This window comes from Parasphingorhabdus cellanae, from assembly GCF_017498565.1.
Classification (GTDB): domain Bacteria; phylum Pseudomonadota; class Alphaproteobacteria; order Sphingomonadales; family Sphingomonadaceae; genus Parasphingorhabdus; species Parasphingorhabdus cellanae.
Genome location: NZ_CP071794.1, coordinates 1,143,047 through 1,167,587, shown reverse-complemented (window position 1 = coordinate 1,167,587; position 24,541 = coordinate 1,143,047). Strand labels below are relative to the sequence as shown.

The following is a 24,541-nucleotide window of genomic DNA, read 5'->3' as shown; positions in this document are numbered from 1 at the left end:
GTTCATCCCAACTTTCTCCGCAACGCTTCATTTTCTTCGGTGAGCCTAGCAATTTCTTCTTGCAGCGGTCTCGCCGCGAGATCGACCATGTCTTTCGTGAAGCGCGGGACGATATGTTGCGGGCAATTCCAGTCGTAGGATTCCAGCGACAAGGTCATCAGCCGCTCCGGCTGGCCCTGATAGTCGGTATCGATAATCCGCTGGGCCAAGTCAGGATTATCGTCCAGCTGATGAACCGTCATATGCGCCAGCAATTTCAATCGCTTGCGCCGCGGATAGTCGACCAGGAACAAAGCCACTCGATCATCAGCCTTCACATTACCCAGGCTGATATATTGCCGGTTTCCCTGAAAATCGGCAAATCCCAGCATTTTGTCATCAAGGACTTTCAGAAAGCCGGGCGGACCGCCGCGATGCTGCACATAGGGCCAGCCATTTTCCGAAACGCTGGCCATGTAAAAACTGTCCCGCGCGGCGATGAAGGCCGCCGCCCGTTCGTCAAAATGGTCAAAGCGGCGGTCACCGGCAAAATCATCCCATTGTTCGCGAGCGCCATTTTCGGACTGGGCGTCGCGGACGCTGTCGGTGGTCAGCATATCGAGAAATTTATACGGCATAGCTCTGGTGTCTCCGACTTCCCATTCGAACGAGTGGGCGAGAAGGTTACCGTATCGAACGCATTATGGGAAATTGATTGCTTTATTTATAGCTCACGATTTCAAACTCTATCCCGTTCCAGTCAAAAAAATAGAACCGTCGGCCCGGATCATAATCATCATGGCCAAAAGGTTTCAGTCTCGCCGCGACGACTTTTGCCTCGACGGCATCCAGATCATCAACGGTCATCGCAACATGGTTCATCGGCTCGCCCTTGCGAAATTCGGGGCCAGCACCAGCATTGGCGGCCTTCACATCCTTGTTGGTGTAGAGCGCGAGATATTGATCATCCGTCCCGATGTGGATCGTGTGGCCACCCAACATTGATGGCCCCTCCCACCGGATATGCCATCCAAAAAGGTCGTGCATCAGGTCGGCGGACCGCCGTGGGTTGCTCACGGTCATGTTTACATGTTCCAGCTTTGCATTTGTCATTTTTCATGTCCTTTTCTTCTTTGCTGTTTGAAATTCGCCACGGCGGGAAGCGGCGATTGTCTCCGCCATGAAAGAGGCACAGCGCATTGCCGGCGGGATCATGCAGACGCGCCTCGCGCCAGCCCCAGTTTTGATCTGTTGGCGGCGCGTTGAAGATGATGCCTTTAGCCTCCAGTGCCGCAACGTCAGCATCGAGCGTGTCGGTTTCGAAATAGATCATTCCGGTTGGTTCGAAGATTTGGTCCACCTTCTGAATGGAGAAAGTTTCGCCGCTATCCGTTTCAAAGCGCGCATAGCGGGGCGGGGCATCGACGATCTGGACCAGGCCCAGCATCTGGTAGAATTTGACGGAGGCGCCGTAATCAAGACATCCGACGGTAACCTGGTTCAATCTCACAATCACTATCCTCCTCACAAACAGGCATTTTTTGTGCTCACTTGCGATTCGTACAACCTCAAGCTAAGTTGAGGTCAAGAGATTTATTTGCGCTGGCAGTTTGTGCTCCTGCGGAGGCAGGAGCCTATCTCCAACGCGCGAAGTTATAGAAGAGGCGGGAGATGGATTCCTGCCTACGCAGGAATATGGAGACAAAAATGCCCGAAACCAAATCGCTGACCATTGGTGATCTGGCTAAGCGCACTGGCTTGTCGGTCTCCGCTATTCGTTTCTATGAGGAGAAGGGGCTGGTCGAACCTTTCCGTTCCAGCGGCGGGCAGCGACGCTTTTTGCGCTCCGACATTCGGCGCTTGTCCTTCGTGTTGATCGCGCAGCAATTGGGATTGAGTATCGGCGAGATTGAGGGGCAGCTGTCAGGTCTCCCCCATGGCCGAACGCCGACGCAGGCTGACTGGACCCGGATCAGCAAGGCGATGCGCACAGTAATCGACACGCGGATTGCACAGTTGGAACGAACGCGAGACCGGCTGGATGGGTGTATCGGCTGCGGTTGTTTGAGCTTGAAGAAATGTCAGCTCTATAATCCGGAGGATCGCGCCGGACTAAGAGGGCCTGGGCCGCGGCTGGTGATGGAGAGTTGAATTCGTTCTGCTTGGCAAAGGAAGCTGGCAGACAATAAAAAGCCCCGCCGAATTTCTCCGGCGGGGCTGAATTTCAACTAAATCGCGAATTTACGCGTAGCTAACTTTCACGTTTGCTTTGCGCTGACGACGCATGGCACCGCCAATGGCACCAAAGCCTATGATCATGAATGCCCATGTCGCTGGCTCAGGCACCGAACCGACAGCGAGCTGAACAGAGTCGCCTGCAGATGCGTCTGTATCAATGAAGTCGAGTGTCAAAACGCCGTTGGCAAGCGTAATGTCGCCTGCGTCGAAGTCGTTGACCGAGCTACCGATGAACGAAAACGAGTTAAACTGGTTGGTCAAATTGGTAAATTCCAGAACCGTTCCGCCCAGGTTAAAACCTCTAAGCGCGGTAAGCTCCAGCGTGCCTGTGCCAAAATCAACACCAATGAAATTGGTTCCGTTACCGACTAGAAATTCGTCGCCAGCGCCCACCGTGTTGCTTCCCTGATCACAGAAAAACGTTCCGGATCCGGTTTGTGCACAGGTAACCGTGTCCATGATATTAGCGGCTTGCGCAGCCTGCGGAAGTGCCGCCGATGCAGCGATTGCTGCTGACGCAAGAAGAAGTTTTTTCATAATTTTGATTGCCCCGTTAGTTTCAGTCCAACTGCGAAAGTAAGACTGTTATTCAAAGAGATCATGCGATCCTAACGTCTCCTTAACTATTTCGGACTCGCGCCGCAATGCGCTTAACCAAGATTTTACGTTTCATTTTGGGACACTGTGTGGGTGATGCTGAAATCTGTCAGAAAATTCGCCTCGACTACATCCTCTTGGAACAAGCCCGTCAGGCTGACGAGCCCGCTGATCGTGCTTGGATTAAGGGAGTCTGGGCCCCAGCTAATATACGGTTATGCGAATCTATTCTGTTAGTGCGCTGCGCAGGTTTGTCGGTTATATAGGGTTAAATACTATCACGGGGCATGGTTATGGAAATCAACATTGGTAATATGAAGAAGCGCTCGATATTGAAGTTGATATTTTTTTCGGCACTGACAATATATTTACCTCTATTTCTTATCGTCGGCGGACTGGGTGCTTCGGGCTATGATACTGTGACGCTGAACGGCGGAAATGTTTATGGAGTTACTGCGGTTATCGTTTCGCTGATTCTATGTGTGATTTTCAGTTTTGTAGGTGCGGCATTTTTGACGCTGGGGGCATGGATTTTGGGCAAGATTCGCCCTAATAGCGTATCGATCGTCGCCAAACAGAAATTAGAGGATGTTAGAGAGGTTTTCGAGTAAACCTATTCCGCCGCCAATAATTCTTCCGCTGCGTCCAGATCCACCGATACCAGCTGCGAAATTCCGCGTTCGATCATCGTCACACCGAACAACCGGTGCATGCGGCTCATCGTCACCGCATTATGGGTCACGATTAAATAACGCGTATCGGTCTCGGCGACCATCTTGTCGAGCAGGTCACAAAACCGTTCAATATTCGCATCATCCAACGGCGCATCTACCTCATCGAGCACGCAGATGGGAGCAGGGTTGGTCAGGAACAGGCCAAAGATCAGCGCGACCGCTGTCAATGCTTGCTCGCCGCCGGATAGCAAGGTTAGCGATGTCAGCTTCTTGCCCGGTGGCTGCGCCATAATTTCAAGGCCGGCTTCGAGCGGATCATCGCTATCGACCAGCTCCAGATGCGCCTTGCCGCCATCAAATAATGTCGTGAAAAGCCGCTGGAAATGCTGATCGACTTCTTCAAACGCCGCGAGCAGTCGCTGCCGTCCTTCCCGATTGAGACTGCCGATGGAACCGCGCAACTGGTTGATCGCTTCGTTCAGCTCATTACTTTCCTTCGTGGATTTTTCCCACTCGGTTTCCAGTTCCTCCAGCTCGTCCGCGGCCACCAGATTGACCGGGCCAATGCGTTCGCGGCTCAGTGTCAGGCGTTCCAGTTCCGCTGATTCCAGTCCGGCTTCACCCACCGTTGCTTCGTCAAATTCGCATTTTTCAGACAATAATTGCGGCGGACATTCAAATTTCTCACCCGAAATCCGCCCCATTTCCACCCGGCGTAAATCCTGATTTTCGGCGCGCGCCTTGGCCCCGGCCCGGTCTTCTCGCGCTTGGCTCAATGCCTCACTGGCCGCGTTTAACCGATCTTCATGGTCGCGCTGGGCCAGTTCGGCGGCTTGCTGAGTGGCGCTTTTTTCAGCGACCACCGCGTTGAGGGCATCTTGCTGTTCCTGAAGCTTGACCACTTCCACTTCGATCACGCGCGGACGATCGGCGAGCTTTTCAACTTCCGCTTCAATCGCTGTTCCGCGCTTGCTCATCTCGGCCATCCGCGTCGCGGCTTCGCTGGAGCGATCCTGCCAGGATTTAATCTGTGCGCCAGCGACCGCTTTCTGTTCTTTTACCTGCGCCAGTTTCTGATCGAGCCCGGACAAGGCGGCCTGGGAAGACATGACCTGTTGCCGCGCCGCATCGCGCTGGTCTTGCAAGGCTGCACGCGCGCTTTCCTGCGCTGCGCCATCGGGTTGACCGGAGCGTTCCTTTTGCGCTGTTTCCAGCTCTGCCTGTGCGGTCGCCGCCTCCTCTTTCAAGGCTGTTTCCCGCTCGATCAGGCTGGCAGTCCGTTTTTGCAGCCAGCCCAAGGCTTCCTCGGCTTGATCTGCTTCGCGCAGCGCCTGCCGCAGCAAATCCTCTGCTTCCCGGCGAGCCGTGCGGGCCTCGCCAAGCTGTTGTTCCGCCGTTGCGATAGCATCCTGCTCGCTGTGCAGGGTTGTTTCTGCTGCCGTAACTTTCGCTTCGGCCGGACCAAGCAACGCGGTTAATTCTGTGAGGCGATTGGCGCGCACCAGCCGTTCGGCGCTGGCATTGCCGTCATCGCGCGCCACAAACCCATCCCAGCGGCGCAAGGCTCCCGATTTGGTAACCAGTCTCTGGCCGACGGCCAATGACTGGTTTGTATCGCTATCGGCGACAAAAATCTGTGACAGCCGGCTATGAAGTTCTTTTGGCGCTTCAACATGGTCAAGCAAGGTTTCGGTTTGAGCCGGTGCTTTGCCAGGTGCAGCGGCGCTGCCACCGCCCCAGAAGCGATCGCCATCTTCGCCAATGGCAGCCAGTAAATCATCGCCCAGGGCCGCGGCCAAAGCGCGCTCATAGCCGGGCTCGGCTTTCACCTGATCAATCGCTTTGTGATCGCTCTCGCCTTTGGAGAGTTCCCGTTCCAATGCACCATGTTCAGAATTGAGGCCTGCCAGTTCGGCTTTTAACGAGGCAAGGGCCGATTCCGCTGCATCGCGCGCCTCGCTGGCGGCCAGCCGCTCAGCCTCCAGCGCAGCGATTTGCGATCCGCTACCATCAGCCTGTCTCTGGGCGTTTTCCCGTGCAACCACGGCGTCGGCAAGAGCGGTTTTGAGCTCCGCCTCATCGCCCATCTCGGCGCGCTCCTGCGCCAACCGTTCCAATTCCATAGCCAAGCGGCCATGGCGGGTCTGCGCCGCCTCCAGTGCAGCGTCGGCGACCTTGATCTCCGCTTGAATGCGGGCTTCTTCTGCAACCGCTTTGGCGAGTTCCACTTCGCTATCGCTCGCAGCGCGTTCGGCTTTCTCGGCTTGCTTTTCGAGCTCGGGGCGTTCTGCCTCAAGTGTAACCAGTTCGGCGGACAGGCGTTTGTCATCCTGCTCCAACCGCGACAATGCCTCCATCGCATCGCGGGTCAATTGATCCTCGCGCGCATTGTCATCATGGATGCGCTGCGCCTGTGCTTGGAGATCCAACAGCCGTGATTTCAGGTTGTCGCGTTCATTGGTCAGGGACAGCAGTTTGTGGCTGGATTCGCTGGCCTCTTCACGCGCTTTCGTGAGCTCTGCGCGCAAGATACCCAGTGTTCTGGCGCTTTCATTTTGCGCTTTCACTGCCGACTGCTGGGCGTTTTGTGCGGCGTTGACTTTGGCTTCTGCCGCTTCTGCTTCGGCCTTCGCGGCATCTGCGGCCGCAGCCGCCTCTTTCCAGCGCGCAAAGATCAGCCGCGCTTCAACAGTGGTAATCTGACCGCTGAGTTTCTTGTAGCGTTCTGCCTGTTTGGCTTGTCGGCGTAAGGCGGAGGCGCGCTGCTCCATATCGCCCAATATGTCGTCCAGCCGTGCGAGATTTTTCTCCGCTGCGCGCAATTTTTGTTCGGCATCTTTCCGGCGCACATGCAGACCGGAAATGCCGGCTGCTTCTTCCAGCATTTCCCGGCGGTCTGTTGGCTTGGAAGAGATCACATTGCTTATTTTGCCCTGACTGACCAGCGCCGGGCTATGCGCACCGGTCGCCGCGTCCGCGAAGATTAGCGCGACATCCTTGGCCCGGACATCGGTGCCGTTGGCGCGATAAGCGCTGCCCGCGCCGCGCTCAATCCGCCGGACAATTTCCAGCTCGCTATCATTGTCGCCAACATGCAGGGAGGAAACATCTTTGGTCTCCCGCTCGGCATGCAGCGCGACCTCGGCAAATTGCCGCTGCGGGCGCTGGTCGGTCCCGGCGAAGATCACATCTTCCATGCCGCCGCCGCGCATGGATTTGGGAGAGCTTTCGCCCATGACCCAGCGAATGGCCTCTAACAGGTTGGACTTGCCGCAGCCATTGGGGCCGACCACACCGGTCAGCCCTTTTTCAATGCGCAGCTCGGTGGGATCGACAAAGCTCTTGAAGCCCGAAAGTTTGAGCTTTTTTATTTGCACGCAGGTTGCCCCGCTTGAACTCTATCCATCCGTGGCATTACTCGCTCCCCCAGGCGATAACGGACGCCTATCGCGCGCCCGCCTCTTTCAACTTGGTTTCCACCAGTGCCCAACTTGTACCCTCAATTTTCTGGCCGTTTAGCAGGAAGGTTGGTGTCCCCTGGACATCAAAATCGTCCACCGCTGCCTGCGTATCAGCCATGAGTTTTTCAGCGGTTGCTTCTTCGCTCAGGCACGCTTTAGCCTGATCCTCCGATACACCGAGCTGCTGAAAAAAGCTTATCAGATCAAGCTGTTCGGCCAGTTTGACAAACCGTTCATTCGGCGCTGATTGCAAGATGCTGTTATACGTCGGTTCTCCCATTCCTTGGGCTTTTTCAAACATCGGGCCTTGATTGCTCAAGGCTTGTTTGGTCAGCGCGAAATAAGGTCCCTCGCCGCTACAACGCGACAATATGGCTGCCGTCAGGTCCAGTGGATCGCGGACAAAATTCCGGATTTCAAAGCTTACCCGGCCGGATTCAACATAATCGTCGCGGATACTGGTAAATGCTTCCTCTCCGAAAGTGGCGCAAACCCCGCAGGTAATCGACATATATTCAACCAGTTTAATCGGCGCATCGGGATTGCCCATCACATATCCACCCGCCTCGGTTTGCGAAACCGTGGTGGACCATTGCTGACCTTCCGGTGCCGCCACCGTCTCCAACGCGTCACCTGAGGTCGCGCCGCCTTCGGTTGTCTCAGCACTTTCGCCACATGCGGTCAGTGCAAGTGCCAGAGCGATCGGTGCAAAATAGAGTGATTTAGACATGATATATTTCCTGTTATTCCAATAATTTATGATGTTTATTCGGCTAAGGCCACAAGAGTTGGGCGTAAACGCGCCCAGCTGTGAACCTTGTCGACGGGTTTGTCGTTTAACGTAAAGCTTGGCGTGCTGGACAGTTTCAATGTTTGCGTCGCATATTTGGTCATACCCAAAATCGCGTCCTGCGCTGATTTGTCCGAGAGGCAGGCATCAACCTGTCCGTTCGAATAGCCGCGTTTCTTCATGAGACCATAAAAATCTGCCGCCTTGGCAATCTTCTTCAGCCGCTCAGGGACTGTGCCTTCGCTCAATGATTTCATAACCTTAGGGGATGAGGACTGAAATGTTTTCACCCAGCTTTCCTGGGCAATCAGCAATGCGCGGTGATTGCCGAAAAACTTGGTGCGTCCGCCGCAGCGCGCCAGCATGGCTGCGGTGAGGTCAATCGGGTTGAGGACCAGATTGCGCACTTCAAAGCTGACATGGCCCTTATTCACAAAGCCGGATTTAAGCGGGTCGTGCGATTCTGCTTCAAAATTCGCGCAGTGATTGCAGGTATAGCTCATATATTCGGTGAGCCGATGCTTGGCCAAGGGATTGCCCATGATATGGCCGCCCTGATCAGACATTGTGATGCGCTGCGTCCAATCGGTTTGTTCTGTCTGTGATTGGGCGACCGCCGGTGCCGCAACCATAGTCGCTGCCCCCAGTGCCGCTGAAGCAAGATACGCGCTTCCAAACTTCATGTGCTGTCCTTTTCCTTGTTCGGCTTTCGCCTGTCGCTTCCGCCGATTTTCCCCAAGATGGCAATCGGCTTCGGTTTCTCTATTTGCGGAGCCCCTTCCGACTTGGCAATAGCTGTTGCCAGGGATTCCAGCACCCTGTTCAATTCCGGGTCACCAATATCGCGCAGACTGTCGCCCAATTCTATCGGCGCGGGTTTTAGTGACGGCGGCGGTGTGACCCGTTTTTCCCTTGGTTTTTCAGGGTCTTTAGCCGAATTTACTGGTCCTTGCCTGAATCGCACCTGACTAATTGCGCCATAGCCGAAAAAGCGATTCACTCGCTCGATAATCTCCGGTGTAATATGTTGCATCAAGGTTGAATGCGCCCCGGAAACCAGCAGGTGAAGCGTTCCGCCCTCTTTTTCACCGCGGGGAAAGCGGATTGATTCGGGCAAAGACACGCCCGCATAGCGTTCTCCTACGATTTCCGGCCAGCGGCTGACTACCGAGCTTTGAATGAAACCATAGCGGCGAAAAGCGGCGCGGCCGATCTCTGGCATCAGGTCGGAAATACTGCGCGCATCGCCGCCGCGCGGCCTTTGGTATTTGCTGAATTTTTTGGCCGTCGATGGACGCTTGGCGCTTTTGCGCTTGGGCTTTTCACCATCCGGACTATTTTCCTTCGCCATAGCGCCGCATCATGGCATAGGCACCCCATGGGCGTCGACAGAATAACCGGTGAAGCGCAGGATATCACCGCCAAAATCAGTGCACATTATGTGGATAACGCCCGTAATCTGCCTTGGCGGGTCCCGCCCAAGCTTTCGGTGAGCGGTATGTTGCCCGACCCTTATCATGTCTGGATGTCCGAAGTGATGTTGCAGCAGACGACCGTGGCTGCGGTGATCGCCTATTTCCAAAAATTCACCCAGCGCTGGCCGACGGTTGCGGATTTGGCCGCTGCTGATGAAGCCGATGTGCTCGCCGCATGGGCGGGGCTCGGCTATTATGCGCGGGCGCGGAACCTGCACAAATGCGCGCGCCATGTGACCGAGCAACTGGACGGGATGTTTCCCTCGCAGGAAGCAGAATTGCTAAAGCTGCCGGGGGTTGGCGCCTATACAGCTGCGGCCATAGCGGCGATTGCCTTTGGGCAGCGCGCGGTCGTTGTCGATGCCAATATTGAACGGCTGGTCGCGCGGCTTTTTGCCATTGATAGACCGCTGCCAAAGGGCAAGGCGGATATTCGCATGGGAATGGATGCTTTGACGCCCAAAGACGGCGCTGGGGATTTTGCGCAAGCCTGTATGGATATCGGTGCCAGCATATGCAGCGCCAAAGCGCCCAAATGTGGTATCTGTCCGCTGCAAGAGCATTGTGCGGCCTATGCTGCGGGGGATCAGGAGCGCTATCCGGTCAAGCCGCCGAAAAAAGCAAAGCCGGTGCGTAAGGGGCGGTTTTTCTGGATCGAACAGGATGAGAAATTACTGCTCGTCACGCGCCCGCCAAAGGGCATGCTGGGTTCGATGCGCGCCCTGCCGGACGACAATTGGGCGGCGGGAACCGATGGTCATGGCAAGCCGCCGCTAGACGGCGATTGGCAGCTTCATGAAAATGTCGTTCAGCACAGCTTCACCCATTTTTCGCTTGAGGTTGATTTGGCGGTTTATCAAAGCGAGAAAATCGTTATTAACACGGGTGATAATAAATCGACTGAGGTTGGCCTTAAACCGGATGACATGCTTTGGTGGCCATTGGACGGGATAGAGGATGCGGGCCTGCCGACCCTTTTTGCGAAAGCGGTCCGCTGGGCTGTAAAACAAAAACTGAAGGAATGACGATGACGACAGATAACATGGCAGACGAGATTGCATTATCGGCTTTCAACCGCCGCTCGGTTCTGGGTGCAATTGGTGCTGGTGCCTTTTTGGCGGGTGCGCCAACTGCGGCTTTTGCGCGGTCATTGGCTCGGCCGACCACGCCGTTTCCTGGTCTGACGAAGATCATCAATGACTATGTCGCCGAGAAAAAAGTCGCAGGCATGCTTGCGGCGATTGGTATGGGGCAGGACGATCCCATGATTATTGCGGCTGGAACCCATAAACTGGGCGGCGACAAAGCGGTGGATAGAAATACGCTGTGGCGTCTTTATTCACAGACCAAGCCGGTAACCGGCATGGCGATCATGATGCTGATCGAGGATGGCGCGCTCAAACTGGACCAGCCACTGGCCGATATTTTGCCTGAATTTGCAGATATGCGGGTCTTGCAAGATCCCGAAGGATCGCTCGATGAGACCGTCCGGGCACGGACCCCAATCACCATCCGCCATTTGCTGACCCATACCGCCGGCCTTGGATATTCGATCATCAGCAAAGGACCGATCCAAACCGCTTATTTCGCCAAGGGTATCACCCCCGGCGTCGTCAGCCGCATGCCGCTTCCGGGAACGCAACCCGGCCCGCCAACCCCGGATGCGGCGACCTTCTCCAAAAATCTCGCTTCCCTGCCGCTGGTTTACGAACCCGGGACGAAGTGGAGCTATTCGGTCAGTCTCGATCTGCTCGGCTATGTTGTCGAAGTTGCCTCCGGCATGCCGCTGGAGGATTTTCTGCAGAAACGCATGTTCGATCCGCTGGGCATGAAAGACACGTTTTTCCGTCTGCCCGCTGATCGCGTGAAGGATTTCACGGACAATTATTCGCCGTTCGGTGGAACTTTGCTGCCGATTGATCCGGCAGAAACCAGCATCTATCTTGATGAACCTGCTTTTGCCTTTGGCGGCGCAGGTCTGGTTGGTTCCGCCGCAGATTATGACAAGTTTCTGACCATGTTGCTCGGTTTCGGAACCTATAGAGGAACCGCTATCATGCAGCCGGAAACGGCGAAACTCGGGATGTCCAACCTTCTGCCGGAAGGCTCTGATATGAAGGGCACATGGGTTGCCAATCACGGCTTTGGTGCCGGTGGCCGTGCCGGTTTGGGCACTACAGAAAGCCCCGCCGGAACATTTGGCTGGGGCGGTGCGGCAGGAACATCGGCCTTTGTCGATACCGGCAACGGGTTCCGTGCGGGTGGTTATACGCAATATATCCCGTCCAACGCTTATCCGTTCCAATCGAATTTCCCGAAATATGTCTATGCGGATCTGATGAAACAGGCGTCAGCGGGTGAAGGTAAAACGAGCCCATAAGAGCCGTAAAAAACACCGTTAGCCTTGAGCCTGTCGAAGGATGTTTCAAGAGCATAGGAGCTCTTCGCCAGGATTTAGACAAAGGGTAGTAAAACCAAAACCGGGGAAAAAATAATATGTCCGTCAGCCCGATCATGACCACCGATCTTAGCGCGATCATCCCGACTTTTGCGGGCGGCACCATCGACCGCGCGGATCAGGTTCGCGTCAATCCCGAGCGGCTCAAAGAAGCGATGATGCGGCCCAATGCACGGTTGTTAAAGCTCGACGGACTGAGCCCGGTTTTTGATGCGGCAGGCGATCTGGCCTGGGCGCCGCTTTACGAAGCCTCTCCGGACAACGACCTGCTGCTGCTCGGCATCGACGGCGATACGCCTTGCTTTGCAGAATTAAACGGTGCGGGGGCCGCCATGCCCGCTGCCGATCCGCGCCTTTGGCAATCGCTTGGCGTTTTGCCGCCGGAACAAGCCGCAATCTATGCCACCGCGCGCAGTCTTGTCGACTGGCACGCGCGCCACCGGTTTTGCGCCAATTGCGGCCAGCCCACTGAATCCCGCAAAGGCGGCTGGGCGCGGCAATGTAACAAGGAAGAAGGCGGCTGCGGTGCAGAGCATTTCCCGCGCACCGATCCGGTCGCGATCATGCTCGCCGAATGTGAAGGCAAAATCCTCCTCGGCCGCCAACCCCGCTTCCCGCCCAAACGCTTTTCCGCGCTCGCCGGATTTATCGAGCCGGGCGAAAGCATCGAAGGCGGCGTCGCCCGAGAGCTGTGGGAAGAGGCGGGTATCAAGGTCCGCAACGTTCGCTACATCGCCAGCCAGCCTTGGCCCTTTCCATCCTCCCTGATGATGGCTTGCACCAGCGTCACCGATGATCCAACATTGACACTCGACGAGGAAGAAATTGAGGAAGCCGCCTGGTTCTCACTCGGCGAGGTGAAAGCGGCGATGAACGGCGATCCTGAAGCGCCTTTCATTGCCCCGCCACCTTTTGCAATTGCCTATAATCTGCTCAAAAACTGGGTGGAGGAGCAAGAGGGGTGACAGCTCTATGGCCATATTAAAGCATGGCCATATTAAAGCTCGGTCCTATTGGAACTATGGCCTTTATAGTATCAAACAGCAAGAAGCCGGGGCTGGCCCGGCTTCTCTATCGTCTGTCGTAATGGGAAATTAGCTTTCGAGCTGATTTTTCAAGGCGCTCATTTGATCGTGGCCTTGTTTGACCGAGGTCCAGACATTTTGCACCACTGTTCGGCTGGCAGGGTCCAGATCATCATCTTGCAAGGCTTCTTCATATTTGGCCTTGATATGATCTTCTCCACGCTCCACTTCCTGCACAATCGCCTTGTCATCTTGGCCAACAACGGCTTCTTTCAAGCCCATGAACATTCTGTGCGCACCCGCAAGAACTGTGCCGTCGTCTTCAGGCTCTTCGCCAAGCCGACGAACTTCTGACCGGAGTTCCAATACAGCGTTATTACGTTCTTGCGCGCGTTCTTTGAACATCATTTCATAACGCTTGTCGGTTGTATCTTGAGCGGCTTCTTCATAGCCTTTCGCGCTGTCGATTGTCGTGGCGATCAAACCATTTAGGGTTGAAGCTTTATCGTTAAACATATTGGGGGCCTTTCGTTTGTGGTTAAACACAGCATGTTGCTCTCGGTATGCCTTCTCGCGTTCAAGTCTTTCGAAACAAATGCGAAATTAATCCGATCGCGAACAGGACTAGAAATATGTAGAATATTATTTTCGCAACTCCTGCGGATGCTCCGGCGATACCGCCAAAGCCCAAAGCTGCCGCCACCAGGGCGATTACCAAAAATATAATTGCATATCTAAGCACAAATATAGTCCATTGCTGATGCAGATATTTTACCAACACACCAGGCTATGAAAGGTTGCATCATGCATTCTTAAATCGCAGATACATTCATCATGATTACGGCCCCTAGGCCAGATCGGAAAGCGCATTTTTTCGGGTTGCAGCAAGCTTGCCAGTCTTTACTATAGCGAGCAAACCACATTCCATATTATAGGGCTATATTTACAGGGCCATATCTACAGGGGCAGCATGGAAAAAGAATTTATAGCAATATTTCTCGCCGTGCGATCCTTATACGCCGCCTATGACAAACAATGCGTTGTGACGCATGATGACAAGACGCGATATCATCTCGGCTCCCATGAAGTTCGAGAGCGCGATGGATACCGCACCGACTTTGGCGGAGTTGAAATTAAGAAAAATTACGTCTCGGTTCATCTAATGCCGGTCTATATTTATCCGGACATGCTCCAAACGATAAGTGGCGAGCTCAAGAAACGGATGCAAGGAAAGTCCTGCTTTAATCTTACGACACAAGATACCCAGCTTATTTCTGAACTGGGTGACCTAATTGCTATTGGCATTGCACGCTATAAAGAAGACGGACGGCTCTAAACCGGCAACGGAACGCCGGTTTGATGTCATATCCCTCACCTTTCTGATTGGGTTCTTATGCGCTGGTAAGCCAATGCACGCTTTGGGTATTCCCCCCGTCCAACCCCAACGACACCTAACAAGCCGCTTTCCTACAATGTGCCATATAGGTTATATGTGGTGTCATCTATTACCATGAAGGAAAGCGTCATGACCTCATCCCCTCACATCCCCAGCGAACAGGATCTGCCCGAACCCACGTTGCGGCCGCAGCATAATGGCTGGAGCAAGCCCAAGATGCGCAGCTTTCTCGAAGCGCTGGCAGCGTCTGGTTCGGTGACCACCGCAGCCAAGTCGGTCTATATGACCCGCGACAGCGCGTATAAGCTGCGCGCGCGGCTCGCGGGGACGCCGTTTGATCTCGCCTGGGAGGCGGCGCTGGAAAATGCGTTGCGGCAAATTACCCATGAAGCGGTGGACCGCGCCATTAACGGTGTCGCCCAGCCGATATTCTGGAAAGGCGAGCAGATTGGCGAGAAGCGGGTGTTTAACGAGAACCTGACCAAGTTCCTGATCGCCAATCCCTCACGCATTGGGCGCAATCCGATGGCGCGGGAATTTGCGCTGACCAAATGGGACAGCATTCTCGACCGGGTGGAACATGGTCCGCTGGACTGGAACGAAAAGGAACGCGAGGAGGACCCGGAAGGTGCTAAGATAGCGCGCGACTATATCAAACAGCATAGCGAATATGCCGCCGGCTGGATGTGGGAGCTTTCTGAGGACAAACCCCGCAAAACCGGCTGATTGCGGGCTGATCCCTGTCCGATGGCATGCGCATCGCTTTTACCGCCTCTCGCGTATAAAGCGTATAATCCCGGCGCCATCCTGTCGGATCGATCGGCCCGATAACGTGATTGGGGCGGTAATATCACCCCGCCAGATCGCTGCTTCACCCGTTTTCATCACCCAGCATCACCGCACCGCCCGCAAATTGCACGGCGGACCGGCGGTCCTGCGCGAGTAACAGGGGGGCGTGACCTTGGGCTAGCACCCAAACGAAAGCAGGCCGGATCGCTCCGGCCTGCTCCCCTGTTATCCTGGGCAATGCAATCACATGCCCAGAATCATCTGTTCCCCAGGTACATGGCGAAGCCACCATTCCTGATTGGAAATCTGCTGCCCATCGCGGTCGATGATGGTGAGCTGCGGTGCGGCATCGGCCTGTCCATTGATCGAGATGAAATCGCCATCAAAGCTGGTGAATGTCGTCTCCATCGGGTCACCATAAGTCGGTGCCTGTTCCAGCAATATCCCGACTGCAACACGCTCGCCCATGCGCATGCTGTCATAATAGTCGGAATAATAGTGGACGCCGGCCATGTTGCGGCCAATCGAGATATTGGCGGCCAGCTTGTCCAGCTCACCCTGAATGGTCAGCGTGCCGCTGAACTTGCTATCGGCTATCAAGCGATTGCCATTGGCATTGGGGACATAGACAATCGGTGTGCCATCCGGCTCGGTCAGCGGTCTTTCGACGCCGCTGTCATTGCCTTCGAACATCTCGAAAAACGCCTTGACCATGGTGACACAGCCGCCGGCTACCGTCGCATGCCCCGCGCCATAAGCCGGGTGCATCGGAGAGCCTTCGGGGAAGGCCATGGGCAGCAACAGATTGCAATCATCGAAATTGCTGAACGGGGTTGAGCCACCGGCACAGTCGGTCAAGCGCATGTCGTTCATCGCCGTCTCATTCTGCGCTTCATTATGCGCGATGAGCGCGGTTTTAAGCGCATCGGGCATTTCACCATGCATGCGCTCAAAGGCCGCCTGGGCGGAACCCAGCTTGTCGGCATCGCCGCATTCGACCAGCGCCATGCGGCCGCCCATCAGTTCGGGACGGGCCCGGCGGTGATAGTTGAACTTCTCGCGCCGGACGGCCTTGAGGCAGCGGGTTGCCACCTCGGTGACCAGGGACAGGACGTGCGGTCCGCCAAAGGTCGCAAAGGCGGTGCGTCGCGGTGATCCGGCGGTGCTGTCGCGGAAGCCGGGTTCCGGGAAGCCTTTCGAAGCGGGCACACCCATGGCGTCGATGATCAGCACGGCGTTGAGATAGGCCTCATACAGCGCATCGAAATGCACATAGGTTGCCAGATCGCGCGGCGTGGTGATGAACCGGCGTTTTTCCTCGAACAGGTTAGCGCCCCGGAAATCCGCACCGTTCTGAACATCGCGCCAGCTTGGCCAGTCGGTCATGTGATCGAGGCAGGATTTATGAACCGTGGTGCGCTGGTCGATCGACAGGCTGCCATAACGGATGAAACCATCCTGCAAGTCATAGCCGGCGTCTTTGCCGGGGAAGCTGGCCGCGCCGCCGCCAGGACCGGCCAGACCGGTATTGCCGATCAGCATGAACTGCGACAGATAAGGGCCAGCCAACGCACCTTTGGTCGAACCGCGAAACACGGTTTCGGTGGTCAGCGGCGCGGCAAATGCATTGCCGTCATCCTGTGTTCGCGCAAAGCGGCGATTGCGCTCAAAACTATTGAGCCCGCTGGCATCGACATAAGGCGGTGTGGACGAGGTAATACCGGTGCCGCTGAAAAATGGCATGCTGTTCAGCGCATCGACCACTTGGGTGGATGTCAGCTGCGCGTCGCTATCGCCGTCGCAAAGCTGCTTGGCGCTATCGCCTGCACAGATGCTGGTGAACGGGACATCGCGGAGGATCGCCAGGCCATAGACCTCGGCCATTTCCGCGGCTTTTTCTGAAGATCCAACGCGCGGGGCAGGGGCCATACCGACGCTGTCCGCATCGGGTCCCTGCAATTCATAGACATGACCGGCACGCGGGCTTTCCCAACCGCGCCATTGCGGGATCTGGGCATTGACCGTGCATTGAAAGGTTGGTTCGGTGGTTTGAGCGGCGCGATCTGTGGCATCCAGAACGTGGTTTTCAAACAGGTTTGTGTCGTTGCTGTTTATTGCTTCGACAAATGTGCGATAATCGTCGCCAAAAGAGAGTATACCAAATTCGTCATGATGCAGTCCCTTGGTAAAGTTGGTGGGGAATTTGGCGTCTGCATAATCCAGCTCTTCGGCATTGTTACGCGACGCCGCATGGGGCCGGGTGCGGGAAATTTCTGCCGCCTTGTCGCGTAGCTCTCTCGCTTTGCGGGCTCTTTCGGTGCCATTGGGGCAAGGTACACTATGGGGTAGTTTCATTTTTACATCTCCTTGAAAATAAGAAAATGCGACCTGAAGCTGCGTCCAGTTTCTCTGGAGGAGGATCGCTGCTTCTGGGACAGGAGATACAGCTAAGTCATTGCCGCCAATTGGAAAAAATGGACATGCAAGTGTCTGCAAAATAGGCGTTTTTATCCTATTTGAAGGTTAAGTTGATGAGAATATTATGAATATTTTACCAGCACTGTTGCGAGCAATAAAATGCTATCGCCTTGATATTGCAATGAGAATTTATTTACAAGTAAGTGCAATTCGACTGAGAAATATCAGACGAGCCCGAGTTTTGACAGCTCGCCCAGCATTTCAGCAGGCATTTCTTCTGCCCCTTCAGCGCCTTCCCCCAAATCAGGCGGTGCATCTTTTTCTTCGAGATAGCGCCAGCCCTGGTGCGCGCGGCGCGGGATGGTTTGGACAGCGATTAATCTTGGCTCCAGCCGGATCCACTGGCGGCCTTCACCATTGTCCATGAAGCCGATAATCGGACTGCGGCCGACAATTTTTTTCTGGTGAATCCAATAGAGGGAGCCGCCGACCATTTCGGCATGACGTTTGGGCAGGTAGCGCGTGGTAAGCCGGGCTTCGCCCATCTCTCTATGCGATTCCAGCCATGCTCGTAAGGTGGCGGGACTTTCGCTGCGAAACGCGATTTTCGTCATGTTGAGCGGCATAGAACTTATGTGTGGGGCGCGGCCGGATTAGTCAAGCGGCCTTGGCGTATGATCTGTTTGTTGTGGGTCGCAGGAAACAATTGGCCGCATATATTATTTTATAGTTGCAAATGATTATCAATATCATATTATCACGTTTCGAGTCAGAAAGAGGAGACGTTGATATGGGTATATGGTCGGGCAACCTTAAAAAGCTGATGACGCCGTTACCCGATTTAATGTCCCTTCCAAGCGCAGAGGCGCGGATTATCATGGCTTTGCGTGTCGCGGTCATGAGCCAGAAATGCTATCAGGATGCCCGGCCCTATTTACGCGACAGGTTGGGTAGCCATTTGGCCATGAGCCGCTTTTTGATCCTGGTTGAAGCCGTTGGCTTCGCGTGGCCGGAAAGCTTGACAATTAGCCGCCCCTGTTGTCCGCACACGTTGCCCGATGAGATTTTGCTGCTGCGTATGTTTCGCCATGCGGCTGCGGGTAATCGGCCGGGTTTTGACGCTCTAATCTGCGAGATGATCGACCCCGATAGTCGCAACAGGGTTTATCTTGATATGGCCAATTTCGCCTCGGTTTATGGAGCCCATGCTCTCAAGAGCAAACAGTAATAGAATTTTCAAAGGACAGGCGATATGCTGGTTTGCGCGCTATAGAGAGGTGCGTTCGAACATGAGTACGTCGCTATCTTTAAAGCGGCCAAGGCCCGTCTCTTGATATCCCAGCTTGCTGGCCAGTTTGATTGACGGCTTGTTGTCGGGTCTGATGATGCACACGGTTTTCTTGGGTTTGAACTGCGTTTCTAACCAAATATGCGCTGCTGTCATCGCTTCAAAGGCATATCCCTTATTTTGACCCGCTGTGGACAATACCCAGGCCGCCTCGTGAAAAGGATCAAAATTCGCGCCCAAGCCCCGATGAAAATTACTGAAACCGGCATCGCCGATAAATTGACCGGTTTCTTTTTCAATGACCGCAAATATGCCATAACCTTGAATCTGCCATCGCCCAAAATGGGCCAGGAACCGCAGCCATGCCTCGTCGGCCGTGGATGGTCCACGGCCAATATGCCGCATGACCTCTGCGTCTTGTGACATGGCTTTGAAGGCGTCGAAATCATCAACGATGTGGGGGCGGAGTAATAGTCTTTCGGTTTCAATCATATCAGCGGCCTAAAAACCAACCAACCCGCTTGCGACCGCCAAGCCGAGGAAAGCCAAAAACCCCATCGTATCCGTAATCATTGTAACGAATACAGAAGAAGCCAGTGCCGGATCCTGTTTCAGGCGCTCAAGCATGACGGGGACAAATATCCCGGCAAACCCAGCCACTACAATGTTGATCAGCATGGCCAATGCGATCACGCCGCCCAGTATCGGATTGGCAAAGACAAGGGCGGTACCAATTCCGATCAATATGGCGATGGTCCCACCGTTGAGGATCGCGATGCGGAATTCGCGCACAATGATCCGGCGGGTGTTGGATCGCGTCAGTTCGTTCATTGCGAGTGCGCGCACGGAAACGGCCATGGTCTGCGTACCGGCATTACCGCCGATGGACGCCACAATCGGCATGAGGACGGCGAGCGCGACCATCTGTTCAATAGCCGCGCCGAATATCGAGATCACGAAGCTCGCGACCATTGCGGTTGCCAGATTGGCGATCAGCCATCTGACTCGTGCTTTGTAACTATCCCGGATTGGCTCGTTAATATCACCTTCGCCAGCACCAGAGAGTAGCAGCACATCCTCACTGGCCTCGTCTTCCACAATGTGGAGAATGTCATCTACCGTGATCATGCCGATCAGGCGACCGTCTTCATTGACGACGGCAGCGGAAATCAGGTTATATTTCTGGAAACGCAGCGCCACTTCTTCCTGATCCATGTCAACAGGGATCAAGGTCTGTTCCCGCTTCATGATATCGGCAACCGCAATGTCGCGCGGGACCCGTAAGATCCAGCTCAGCTGGCAGGTGCCAACAGGCTTATGCGAGGGATCAACGACATAAACTTCCCAGAATTCAGTAGTGAGATCGCCATGTTCGCGCAAATAATCGATTAACTGCCCGACATTCATATGCTCTGGTACGGCAACCAGATCGCGTTGCATGATCCGGCCTGCGGATTCTTCCGCGTAGGTCAGAGCACTTTCAATCGCCGCCCGATCTTCCGGTTCCAGTTCGGCCAGCACCGCCTGCTGTTCACCTTCGTCAAGATCCTCGATAATGGCAACCGCGTCATCGGTCTCAAGCTGTTCGGTCAGGTCAGCAATCTGACCCGGTTCAAGGACTTCGATCAGGTCTTCGCGAACATGCTCGTTCATCTCGGCGAGCACATCCGCGCTGACCAGATCACCGAGCACACCGGCTAGCGGCGCCCGTTCATCTTCGTCGATCAGCTCGAACAGATCGGCGATATCCGCATTATGCAGCGGGTTAACCAGTTCCTGCGCGAGGTTGTTATCGCCGTCGTCAACGGCTTCCGAAACCAAGCGGACAAATTCATCGGTCAGGCGGTTATCATCATCCAGGCTAGGCGGCGCGAGGTCTTCTGCATCAGGGGCGTCTGTCATCTCGGTCATGGCGATGCTCCCTTATCTCAATATTGGCTTGTCTCAATATTGGGGTGTCTGGTTCGGATGGTTTGTAGTAGCTGTTTTGCCTTAATTGCAATCTTTTGTGACATTTATCGAAAGCAGCGGGTGATTTTTTTGAATCGTCCCCCTATATGCAAAGCCAGATTAATCACGACCCAAAACAGCAAATATAAGGAATAGCCCATGGCGCACGAAAAAATGACCCTCCACCTCGATACTGGCGATGTTGAAATCAAATTGCGTCCTGACCTGGCCCCTGGTCATGTCGAGCGAATTACTGAGCTGGCATCAGAAGGTTTTTACGATGGTGTGGTTTTTCACCGCGTGATTGATGGCTTTATGGCGCAGGGCGGTGATCCAACCGGTACCGGCATGTCCGGCTCCGACAAGCCAGATATTCCGGCAGAATTTAGCCAGGAACCTCACGCACGTGGTGTTTGTTCGATGGCCCGGACAATGGACCCGAACAGCGCGAACAGCCAGTTTTTCATCTGCTTGGACGACGCTGGATTTCTGGATGGCCAATATACCGTTTGGGGTGAAGTGACGAGCGGGATGGATGCTGTCGATGCGCTGCCCAAGGGTGAACCACCAGCAGAGCCTGGTTCGATCAAAAATGTGACACTCGGTTGAACACGGCACGGTCTGCCATGAAGCCTATATTGCTCTCCGGCCTTGCGCTAACCAGCTTATTGCTGGTGTCTTGCGCGGCCGGAGATCAGGCATCCGTTGACGATGCTAAAGACGAGGCGGTAGCCATCGATCCGGCTGCTGCAGACACTGGCCCGCTTGCGGAGATGCAAGGGAGTTGGGCGTCCGATGAAGACCCAAACCGGACCATCACGATAGAAGGTAGCAACTTTCAGGAAGGCTATGCCGGCGACCCGCAATATGCCGTCCCGATTGTCTTTGTCGACAGCTGCAAGACCCAGAACAGGGATAGGCAGGGCAAAGCTTTCATTTTGCACGGCAAAGAAAAACAGGCCTGCTATCTGCTTTATTCCGTGTCAGAAAAAGAACTTAGCTACATTGATGGCACCCGCGGGAGAACATCGCGTTTCACGCGGAAGGAATAGATATTAGAAATACGCCGTGATCAACTTTGCAGTGATAAGTCTATTAAGGGAGTAGGCGGTGATGTTCGACACATGGGATAATACTGTCACCGGCAAAATTGTAACAGTAATGCCTGCTATTGCTTTGATTGGGGTTGGGGTTTTCTTATGGAACACTGATAACGAGCCAATTCCGACGATTGATTTGGGTATATTGGCTGGTTGCTACACATCGCCTGGTGCGCCTAATTGGTCTATTGACGGGTCTGATCTCAAGATCGATCAAGCCAATTTGCCGTTGATGAAAGTAGCTATGAGACATGGCAAGCGCGCGCGAATGGTTCTGTTAGATCATTGGTTAGAGCCAGAGGCGCAAGCTGATGGCACATTTGTTTTAAAGAAGAATCGTGGTCAGAATTGGAAAACGGACTGGAAGATGAATTTGGAAACGTACCCACGTTATCCCGCTCGTGGAGATGTCAAAGGACCAGTCAGGAAAATTTATCTTTTCGGCCTGAAAGAACCTTATTCTAGAACTTTACCCGAGAATTGTAGTAGTCCGTCTTAATGACATCTGACAATCCAAGAATGGAAGCCTGACCATGACCGACAATCTTCCCGAATATACCCCGCCTAAAGTCTGGACCTGGGACTCGGAAAGCGGCGGGCGATTTGCCAATATCAACCGCCCGATTGCAGGGCCTACCCACGACAAGGAACTGCCGGTCGGAAAGCATCCTTTTCAGCTCTATTCGCTCGGCACGCCCAATGGGGTGAAGGTCACGATCATGTTCGAAGAGCTTTTGGAAGCGGGCGTAAGCGCTGCGGAATATGATGCATGGCTGATCAATATTGGCGAAGGCGCGCAATTTGGCAGCGGCTTTGTCGACATTAATCCTAATAGCAAGATCCCGGCGCTTCTGGATCACAGCACAACCCCGCCAACTCGGTTGTTTGAATCGGGTTCCATGCTGATCTACCTGGCTGAGAAGTTCGATATGTTCCTTGCTAAGGACGGTGCGACGCGCGCGGAAACGATCAACTGGTTGATGTGGCAAATGGGCAGCGCGCCTTTCCTTGGCGGCGGTTTTGGGCATTTCTATGCTTATGCGCCTGAAAAATTTGAATATCCGATCAACCGCTATGCGATGGAAGTGAAGCGACAGATGGATGTGCTCGACCGCCATTTGGCCGACAATGAATATTTTGCAGGCGATGACTATAGTATCGCGGATATGGCGATCTTCCCATGGTATGGCGGGTTAGCGCGTGGTGTTCTTTATGAAGCCGGCGAGTTTCTGTCTGTGCAGGATTATAAAAACGTCCAGCGCTGGACCGCGCAAGTGGGTGAACGGGCAGCCGTCAAACGCGGCATGATGGTCAACCGTCCCTATGGCGAGCCCGAAACGCAGCTGCACGAACGCCATGATGCCAGCGATTTCGAAACCAACACTCAGGATAAACGGATCGCGCGCGGCGAAGTCGAAGCGCCGGAATAATGCGGCTGAACAAGCCTCGCATCACACCGCTATCCGATGCGGAAATGGACGATGAACAAAAGGCGATGCTGGGCGAGCGTTTCCAGCAAGGCCCTGTGCTCAACATCTTCCGCACGTTGGCCCACGCACCAAAAGCGTTCAAAGCATTTATGTGGTGGGGCGGCTACATGCTGTCACGCCACAACAGCCTGCCGGAGCGCGAGCGGGAAATCATCATATTGCGGACCGGGTTTAACTGGAAATCCGGCTATGAATGGGCGCAGCATGTCCGCATCGGCAAGGATGCCGGGATAACCGATGAAGAGATTGAACGGATCAAGAAGGGGCCGGATGCGCCGGGTTGGTCGCCTTTGGAAGCGGCGATGTTGCGAGCGACCGATGAGCTGACCAGTGATAGTTTCGTGTCTGATGCCACCTGGTCAGACCTTTCGGAACTGACCGAGAAGCAGCGTATGGATCTGGTCATGACCGTTGGTCAATATACCCAGGTTTCAATGATGTTGAACAGCTATGGCGTTCAGCTCGATGAGGGCTTGGAGCTGGATCCAGATTTAAAAGCTTAGCTCCGACCTCAAGCGGCTATGACTCCGAAGGGTACGACTTTGTTATCTACATCATGGCCGATATCGGCGCTGCCCAAATAGGGAATGTCGTATCGGTCACAAAGACGTAGGACGATTTCTTCCGCTTCTTCGCCAAATGGACGGTTATTTTCTGGCACGTCGCTGACCCGACCCAAACGTAGCCCCGCCAGGCCTTTGTCCGCCAGATACGTGGTGACGTTGAAAAGGGCGCGGTCGAAAGCATAGAGATATTCGGCGATTTCCTCGATCATCAAGACATGACCTTCCATGTCGGGCAGCAACGGCGTTCCGACCATCATCGCCAAAGTCATCAGGTTGAATGCAGCATATTTCTGGCCTGTCTCAATATGCGGTTCCAGCGCTGCTTTATCCTGCCGCACCAGCCAATCTAATCCCCGGTTTACGGCTGCCATGCCGCCATCGCGCCGCATGTCGACCGGCATCGGACCATGAGCTTGTGTACCAATGCCGGCTTTATACAAAGCTCCGAGCAAATTACCGCCATCGCTATAGCCCATATAGTTTTTACCATGCGCCGCTGGAGCCAATTGCGCCAGAATATCATCGGCAATACGCGCTGCGCCATAGCCACCACGCGCAAACCAGACGGCATCAAGGGACGGATCATTGGCTAAAGATACGAAAGCGGATGATCGCAGGTCATCTTTCCCCGCAAAATGCCCTTCTATGGCAAAGCATTGATCATGAAAGACCAGCTCGGCTTCGGGATGGCTTTGGCCGATGAGAGAAATGAGCTGTTCGGCTTCTTCCGGATATAAGGGCGTTGATGGTGCACAAATGCCGATCCTAACCTGTCCCACTATCTTTTCACTCCCCCGATCATATTTTTACGTCAATGCAATTGCCAAAAAGCTGTCGAGGCCATAGC

At 54.5% G+C, this 24,541-nt stretch carries 29 protein-coding genes; 13 read left to right on the top strand and 16 right to left on the bottom strand.

Features of this window, described 5'->3' with window-relative positions; genetic code table 11:
- Positions 1–2: 2 nt before the first annotated feature.
- From J4G78_RS05800 to J4G78_RS05790, 3 genes are all read right to left on the bottom strand, one after another.
- Complete coding sequence (locus J4G78_RS05800; RefSeq protein ID WP_207989272.1) at positions 3–617, bottom strand: pyridoxamine 5'-phosphate oxidase family protein; 615 nt, start codon at positions 615–617, stop codon at positions 3–5.
- An 82-nt stretch (positions 618–699) separates the two neighbouring features.
- Positions 700–1,026, bottom strand: a complete 327-nt coding sequence (locus J4G78_RS05795) for a VOC family protein (protein ID WP_310737252.1) — start codon at positions 1,024–1,026, stop codon at positions 700–702.
- On the bottom strand, positions 944–1,489 hold the full coding sequence (locus J4G78_RS05790; protein WP_243457243.1) for a VOC family protein: 546 nt from the start codon (positions 1,487–1,489) through the stop codon (positions 944–946). The genes J4G78_RS05795 and J4G78_RS05790 overlap by 83 nt, the downstream gene beginning before the upstream one ends.
- A 197-nt stretch (positions 1,490–1,686) precedes the next feature.
- Here J4G78_RS05790 and soxR point away from each other — a divergent pair, with 197 nt between their 5' ends.
- Positions 1,687–2,130 (top strand): redox-sensitive transcriptional activator SoxR, encoded by a 444-nt coding sequence (gene soxR, locus J4G78_RS05785; protein WP_207989268.1) that lies wholly within the window; start codon positions 1,687–1,689, stop codon positions 2,128–2,130.
- A gap of 90 nt (positions 2,131–2,220) precedes the next feature.
- Here soxR and J4G78_RS05780 read toward each other — a convergent pair whose 3' ends face one another.
- Complete coding sequence (locus tag J4G78_RS05780; protein WP_207989266.1) at positions 2,221–2,754, bottom strand: PEPxxWA-CTERM sorting domain-containing protein; 534 nt, start codon at positions 2,752–2,754, stop codon at positions 2,221–2,223.
- Between the two features lie 353 nt (positions 2,755–3,107).
- Between J4G78_RS05780 and J4G78_RS05775 the strand changes: the two genes are divergently transcribed.
- Complete coding sequence (locus tag J4G78_RS05775; protein WP_207989264.1) at positions 3,108–3,425, top strand: hypothetical protein; 318 nt, start codon at positions 3,108–3,110, stop codon at positions 3,423–3,425.
- A gap of 2 nt (positions 3,426–3,427) precedes the next feature.
- Here the strand turns inward: J4G78_RS05775 and smc are convergent, their stop codons facing one another.
- The 4 genes from smc to J4G78_RS05755 form a co-directional block, all read right to left on the bottom strand.
- Positions 3,428–6,865, bottom strand: a complete 3,438-nt coding sequence (gene smc / locus J4G78_RS05770; protein WP_207989263.1) for a chromosome segregation protein SMC — start codon at positions 6,863–6,865, stop codon at positions 3,428–3,430.
- Between the two features lie 67 nt (positions 6,866–6,932).
- Complete coding sequence (locus tag J4G78_RS05765) at positions 6,933–7,679, bottom strand: DsbA family protein (RefSeq protein ID WP_207989261.1); 747 nt, start codon at positions 7,677–7,679, stop codon at positions 6,933–6,935.
- Between the two features lie 35 nt (positions 7,680–7,714).
- Positions 7,715–8,422 carry a thioredoxin domain-containing protein gene (locus tag J4G78_RS05760; RefSeq protein ID WP_207989259.1) on the bottom strand — a complete coding sequence of 236 codons (708 nt, stop codon included), beginning with the start codon at positions 8,420–8,422 and terminating at the stop codon, positions 7,715–7,717.
- Positions 8,419–9,090, bottom strand: a complete 672-nt coding sequence (locus tag J4G78_RS05755; RefSeq protein ID WP_207989257.1) for a DUF721 domain-containing protein — start codon at positions 9,088–9,090, stop codon at positions 8,419–8,421. Before J4G78_RS05755 ends, J4G78_RS05760 begins: the two co-directional genes overlap by 4 nt.
- Before the next feature lie 27 nt (positions 9,091–9,117).
- Between J4G78_RS05755 and mutY the strand changes: the two genes are divergently transcribed.
- The 3 genes from mutY to nudC all read left to right on the top strand — a co-directional run bounded on the left by mutY (position 9,118) and on the right by nudC (position 12,637).
- Positions 9,118–10,239: an A/G-specific adenine glycosylase gene (mutY, locus tag J4G78_RS05750; protein ID WP_207989255.1), complete on the top strand. Its 1,122-nt coding sequence runs from the start codon at positions 9,118–9,120 to the stop codon at positions 10,237–10,239.
- 2 nt (positions 10,240–10,241) lie between these two features.
- On the top strand, positions 10,242–11,594 hold the full coding sequence (locus tag J4G78_RS05745; RefSeq protein WP_243457242.1) for a serine hydrolase domain-containing protein: 1,353 nt from the start codon (positions 10,242–10,244) through the stop codon (positions 11,592–11,594).
- Positions 11,595–11,710: 116 nt separating this feature from the next.
- Positions 11,711–12,637 carry an NAD(+) diphosphatase gene (nudC, locus tag J4G78_RS05740; protein WP_243457241.1) on the top strand — a complete coding sequence of 309 codons (927 nt, stop codon included), beginning with the start codon at positions 11,711–11,713 and terminating at the stop codon, positions 12,635–12,637.
- 129 nt (positions 12,638–12,766) lie between these two features.
- Here nudC and J4G78_RS05735 read toward each other — a convergent pair whose 3' ends face one another.
- Both J4G78_RS05735 and J4G78_RS05730 read right to left on the bottom strand, forming a co-directional pair.
- Positions 12,767–13,213, bottom strand: a complete 447-nt coding sequence (locus tag J4G78_RS05735) for a PA2169 family four-helix-bundle protein (RefSeq protein WP_207989254.1) — start codon at positions 13,211–13,213, stop codon at positions 12,767–12,769.
- Positions 13,214–13,274: 61 nt separating this feature from the next.
- Positions 13,275–13,439: a DUF1328 domain-containing protein gene (locus tag J4G78_RS05730; RefSeq protein ID WP_207989252.1), complete on the bottom strand. Its 165-nt coding sequence runs from the start codon at positions 13,437–13,439 to the stop codon at positions 13,275–13,277.
- A gap of 228 nt (positions 13,440–13,667) precedes the next feature.
- On the opposite strand from J4G78_RS05730, the gene J4G78_RS05725 reads away from it, so the two are divergent.
- Positions 13,668–14,033, top strand: a complete 366-nt coding sequence (locus J4G78_RS05725; RefSeq protein WP_207989250.1) for a hypothetical protein — start codon at positions 13,668–13,670, stop codon at positions 14,031–14,033.
- Positions 14,034–14,222: 189 nt separating this feature from the next.
- On the top strand, positions 14,223–14,819 hold the full coding sequence (locus J4G78_RS05720; RefSeq protein ID WP_207987069.1) for a hypothetical protein: 597 nt from the start codon (positions 14,223–14,225) through the stop codon (positions 14,817–14,819).
- Positions 14,820–14,964: 145 nt separating this feature from the next.
- On the opposite strand, the gene J4G78_RS05715 is transcribed toward J4G78_RS05720, so the two are convergent.
- The 3 genes from J4G78_RS05715 to J4G78_RS05705 form a co-directional block, all read right to left on the bottom strand.
- Complete coding sequence (locus J4G78_RS05715; RefSeq protein WP_207989247.1) at positions 14,965–15,120, bottom strand: hypothetical protein; 156 nt, start codon at positions 15,118–15,120, stop codon at positions 14,965–14,967.
- 5 nt (positions 15,121–15,125) lie between these two features.
- Positions 15,126–17,237 carry a phosphatase PAP2 family protein gene (locus tag J4G78_RS05710; protein ID WP_207989245.1) on the bottom strand — a complete coding sequence of 704 codons (2,112 nt, stop codon included), beginning with the start codon at positions 17,235–17,237 and terminating at the stop codon, positions 15,126–15,128.
- Positions 17,238–17,524: 287 nt separating this feature from the next.
- Positions 17,525–17,926: a DUF1489 family protein gene (locus tag J4G78_RS05705; RefSeq protein ID WP_207989243.1), complete on the bottom strand. Its 402-nt coding sequence runs from the start codon at positions 17,924–17,926 to the stop codon at positions 17,525–17,527.
- Between the two features lie 164 nt (positions 17,927–18,090).
- Between J4G78_RS05705 and J4G78_RS05700 the strand changes: the two genes are divergently transcribed.
- Entirely contained in the window at positions 18,091–18,528 is a 438-nt protein-coding gene (locus tag J4G78_RS05700; protein ID WP_207989241.1) for a hypothetical protein, read from the top strand.
- Positions 18,529–18,567: 39 nt separating this feature from the next.
- Here J4G78_RS05700 and J4G78_RS05695 read toward each other — a convergent pair whose 3' ends face one another.
- Positions 18,568–19,080, bottom strand: a complete 513-nt coding sequence (locus J4G78_RS05695; RefSeq protein ID WP_207989239.1) for a GNAT family N-acetyltransferase — start codon at positions 19,078–19,080, stop codon at positions 18,568–18,570.
- Positions 19,081–19,089: 9 nt separating this feature from the next.
- Positions 19,090–20,499 (bottom strand): magnesium transporter, encoded by a 1,410-nt coding sequence (mgtE, locus tag J4G78_RS05690; protein WP_207989237.1) that lies wholly within the window; start codon positions 20,497–20,499, stop codon positions 19,090–19,092.
- 198 nt (positions 20,500–20,697) lie between these two features.
- On the opposite strand from mgtE, the gene J4G78_RS05685 reads away from it, so the two are divergent.
- The 5 genes from J4G78_RS05685 to J4G78_RS05665 all read left to right on the top strand — a co-directional run bounded on the left by J4G78_RS05685 (position 20,698) and on the right by J4G78_RS05665 (position 23,631).
- Positions 20,698–21,147 carry a peptidylprolyl isomerase gene (locus J4G78_RS05685; RefSeq protein ID WP_207989236.1) on the top strand — a complete coding sequence of 150 codons (450 nt, stop codon included), beginning with the start codon at positions 20,698–20,700 and terminating at the stop codon, positions 21,145–21,147.
- Positions 21,148–21,164: 17 nt separating this feature from the next.
- Entirely contained in the window at positions 21,165–21,590 is a 426-nt protein-coding gene (locus J4G78_RS05680; protein ID WP_207989235.1) for a hypothetical protein, read from the top strand.
- Positions 21,591–21,651: 61 nt separating this feature from the next.
- Positions 21,652–22,137 carry a hypothetical protein gene (locus tag J4G78_RS05675; protein ID WP_207989234.1) on the top strand — a complete coding sequence of 162 codons (486 nt, stop codon included), beginning with the start codon at positions 21,652–21,654 and terminating at the stop codon, positions 22,135–22,137.
- 34 nt (positions 22,138–22,171) lie between these two features.
- On the top strand, positions 22,172–23,068 hold the full coding sequence (gene yghU, locus J4G78_RS05670) for a glutathione-dependent disulfide-bond oxidoreductase (protein WP_207989233.1): 897 nt from the start codon (positions 22,172–22,174) through the stop codon (positions 23,066–23,068).
- Positions 23,068–23,631 carry a carboxymuconolactone decarboxylase family protein gene (locus J4G78_RS05665; protein ID WP_207989232.1) on the top strand — a complete coding sequence of 188 codons (564 nt, stop codon included), beginning with the start codon at positions 23,068–23,070 and terminating at the stop codon, positions 23,629–23,631. Before yghU ends, J4G78_RS05665 begins: the two co-directional genes overlap by 1 nt.
- 8 nt (positions 23,632–23,639) lie before the next feature.
- Here J4G78_RS05665 and J4G78_RS05660 read toward each other — a convergent pair whose 3' ends face one another.
- Positions 23,640–24,473: an LD-carboxypeptidase gene (locus J4G78_RS05660; RefSeq protein WP_207989231.1), complete on the bottom strand. Its 834-nt coding sequence runs from the start codon at positions 24,471–24,473 to the stop codon at positions 23,640–23,642.
- Positions 24,474–24,541 lie beyond the last annotated feature (68 nt).

Coding starts and splice junctions, on each gene's coding strand:
- J4G78_RS05765 (WP_207989261.1), bottom strand. CDS start 7,679: ATGTCTAAATCACTCTATTTTGCACCGATCGCTCTGGCACTTGCACTG.
- J4G78_RS05665 (WP_207989232.1), top strand. CDS start 23,068: ATGCGGCTGAACAAGCCTCGCATCACACCGCTATCCGATGCGGAAATG.
- J4G78_RS05710 (WP_207989245.1), bottom strand. CDS start 17,237: ATGAAACTACCCCATAGTGTACCTTGCCCCAATGGCACCGAAAGAGCC.
- J4G78_RS05780 (WP_207989266.1), bottom strand. CDS start 2,754: ATGAAAAAACTTCTTCTTGCGTCAGCAGCAATCGCTGCATCGGCGGCA.
- nudC (WP_243457241.1), top strand. CDS start 11,711: ATGTCCGTCAGCCCGATCATGACCACCGATCTTAGCGCGATCATCCCG.
- mgtE (WP_207989237.1), bottom strand. CDS start 20,499: ATGACCGAGATGACAGACGCCCCTGATGCAGAAGACCTCGCGCCGCCT.
- J4G78_RS05735 (WP_207989254.1), bottom strand. CDS start 13,213: ATGTTTAACGATAAAGCTTCAACCCTAAATGGTTTGATCGCCACGACA.
- soxR (WP_207989268.1), top strand. CDS start 1,687: ATGCCCGAAACCAAATCGCTGACCATTGGTGATCTGGCTAAGCGCACT.
- J4G78_RS05675 (WP_207989234.1), top strand. CDS start 21,652: ATGTTCGACACATGGGATAATACTGTCACCGGCAAAATTGTAACAGTA.
- J4G78_RS05685 (WP_207989236.1), top strand. CDS start 20,698: ATGGCGCACGAAAAAATGACCCTCCACCTCGATACTGGCGATGTTGAA.
- J4G78_RS05700 (WP_207989241.1), top strand. CDS start 18,091: ATGGGTATATGGTCGGGCAACCTTAAAAAGCTGATGACGCCGTTACCC.
- J4G78_RS05680 (WP_207989235.1), top strand. CDS start 21,165: ATGAAGCCTATATTGCTCTCCGGCCTTGCGCTAACCAGCTTATTGCTG.
- J4G78_RS05705 (WP_207989243.1), bottom strand. CDS start 17,926: ATGCCGCTCAACATGACGAAAATCGCGTTTCGCAGCGAAAGTCCCGCC.
- yghU (WP_207989233.1), top strand. CDS start 22,172: ATGACCGACAATCTTCCCGAATATACCCCGCCTAAAGTCTGGACCTGG.
- J4G78_RS05800 (WP_207989272.1), bottom strand. CDS start 617: ATGCCGTATAAATTTCTCGATATGCTGACCACCGACAGCGTCCGCGAC.
- J4G78_RS05725 (WP_207989250.1), top strand. CDS start 13,668: ATGGAAAAAGAATTTATAGCAATATTTCTCGCCGTGCGATCCTTATAC.
- mutY (WP_207989255.1), top strand. CDS start 9,118: ATGGGCGTCGACAGAATAACCGGTGAAGCGCAGGATATCACCGCCAAA.
- J4G78_RS05695 (WP_207989239.1), bottom strand. CDS start 19,080: ATGATTGAAACCGAAAGACTATTACTCCGCCCCCACATCGTTGATGAT.
- J4G78_RS05755 (WP_207989257.1), bottom strand. CDS start 9,090: ATGGCGAAGGAAAATAGTCCGGATGGTGAAAAGCCCAAGCGCAAAAGC.
- J4G78_RS05745 (WP_243457242.1), top strand. CDS start 10,242: ATGACGACAGATAACATGGCAGACGAGATTGCATTATCGGCTTTCAAC.
- J4G78_RS05760 (WP_207989259.1), bottom strand. CDS start 8,422: ATGAAGTTTGGAAGCGCGTATCTTGCTTCAGCGGCACTGGGGGCAGCG.
- J4G78_RS05795 (WP_310737252.1), bottom strand. CDS start 1,026: ATGCACGACCTTTTTGGATGGCATATCCGGTGGGAGGGGCCATCAATG.
- J4G78_RS05720 (WP_207987069.1), top strand. CDS start 14,223: ATGACCTCATCCCCTCACATCCCCAGCGAACAGGATCTGCCCGAACCC.
- J4G78_RS05775 (WP_207989264.1), top strand. CDS start 3,108: ATGGAAATCAACATTGGTAATATGAAGAAGCGCTCGATATTGAAGTTG.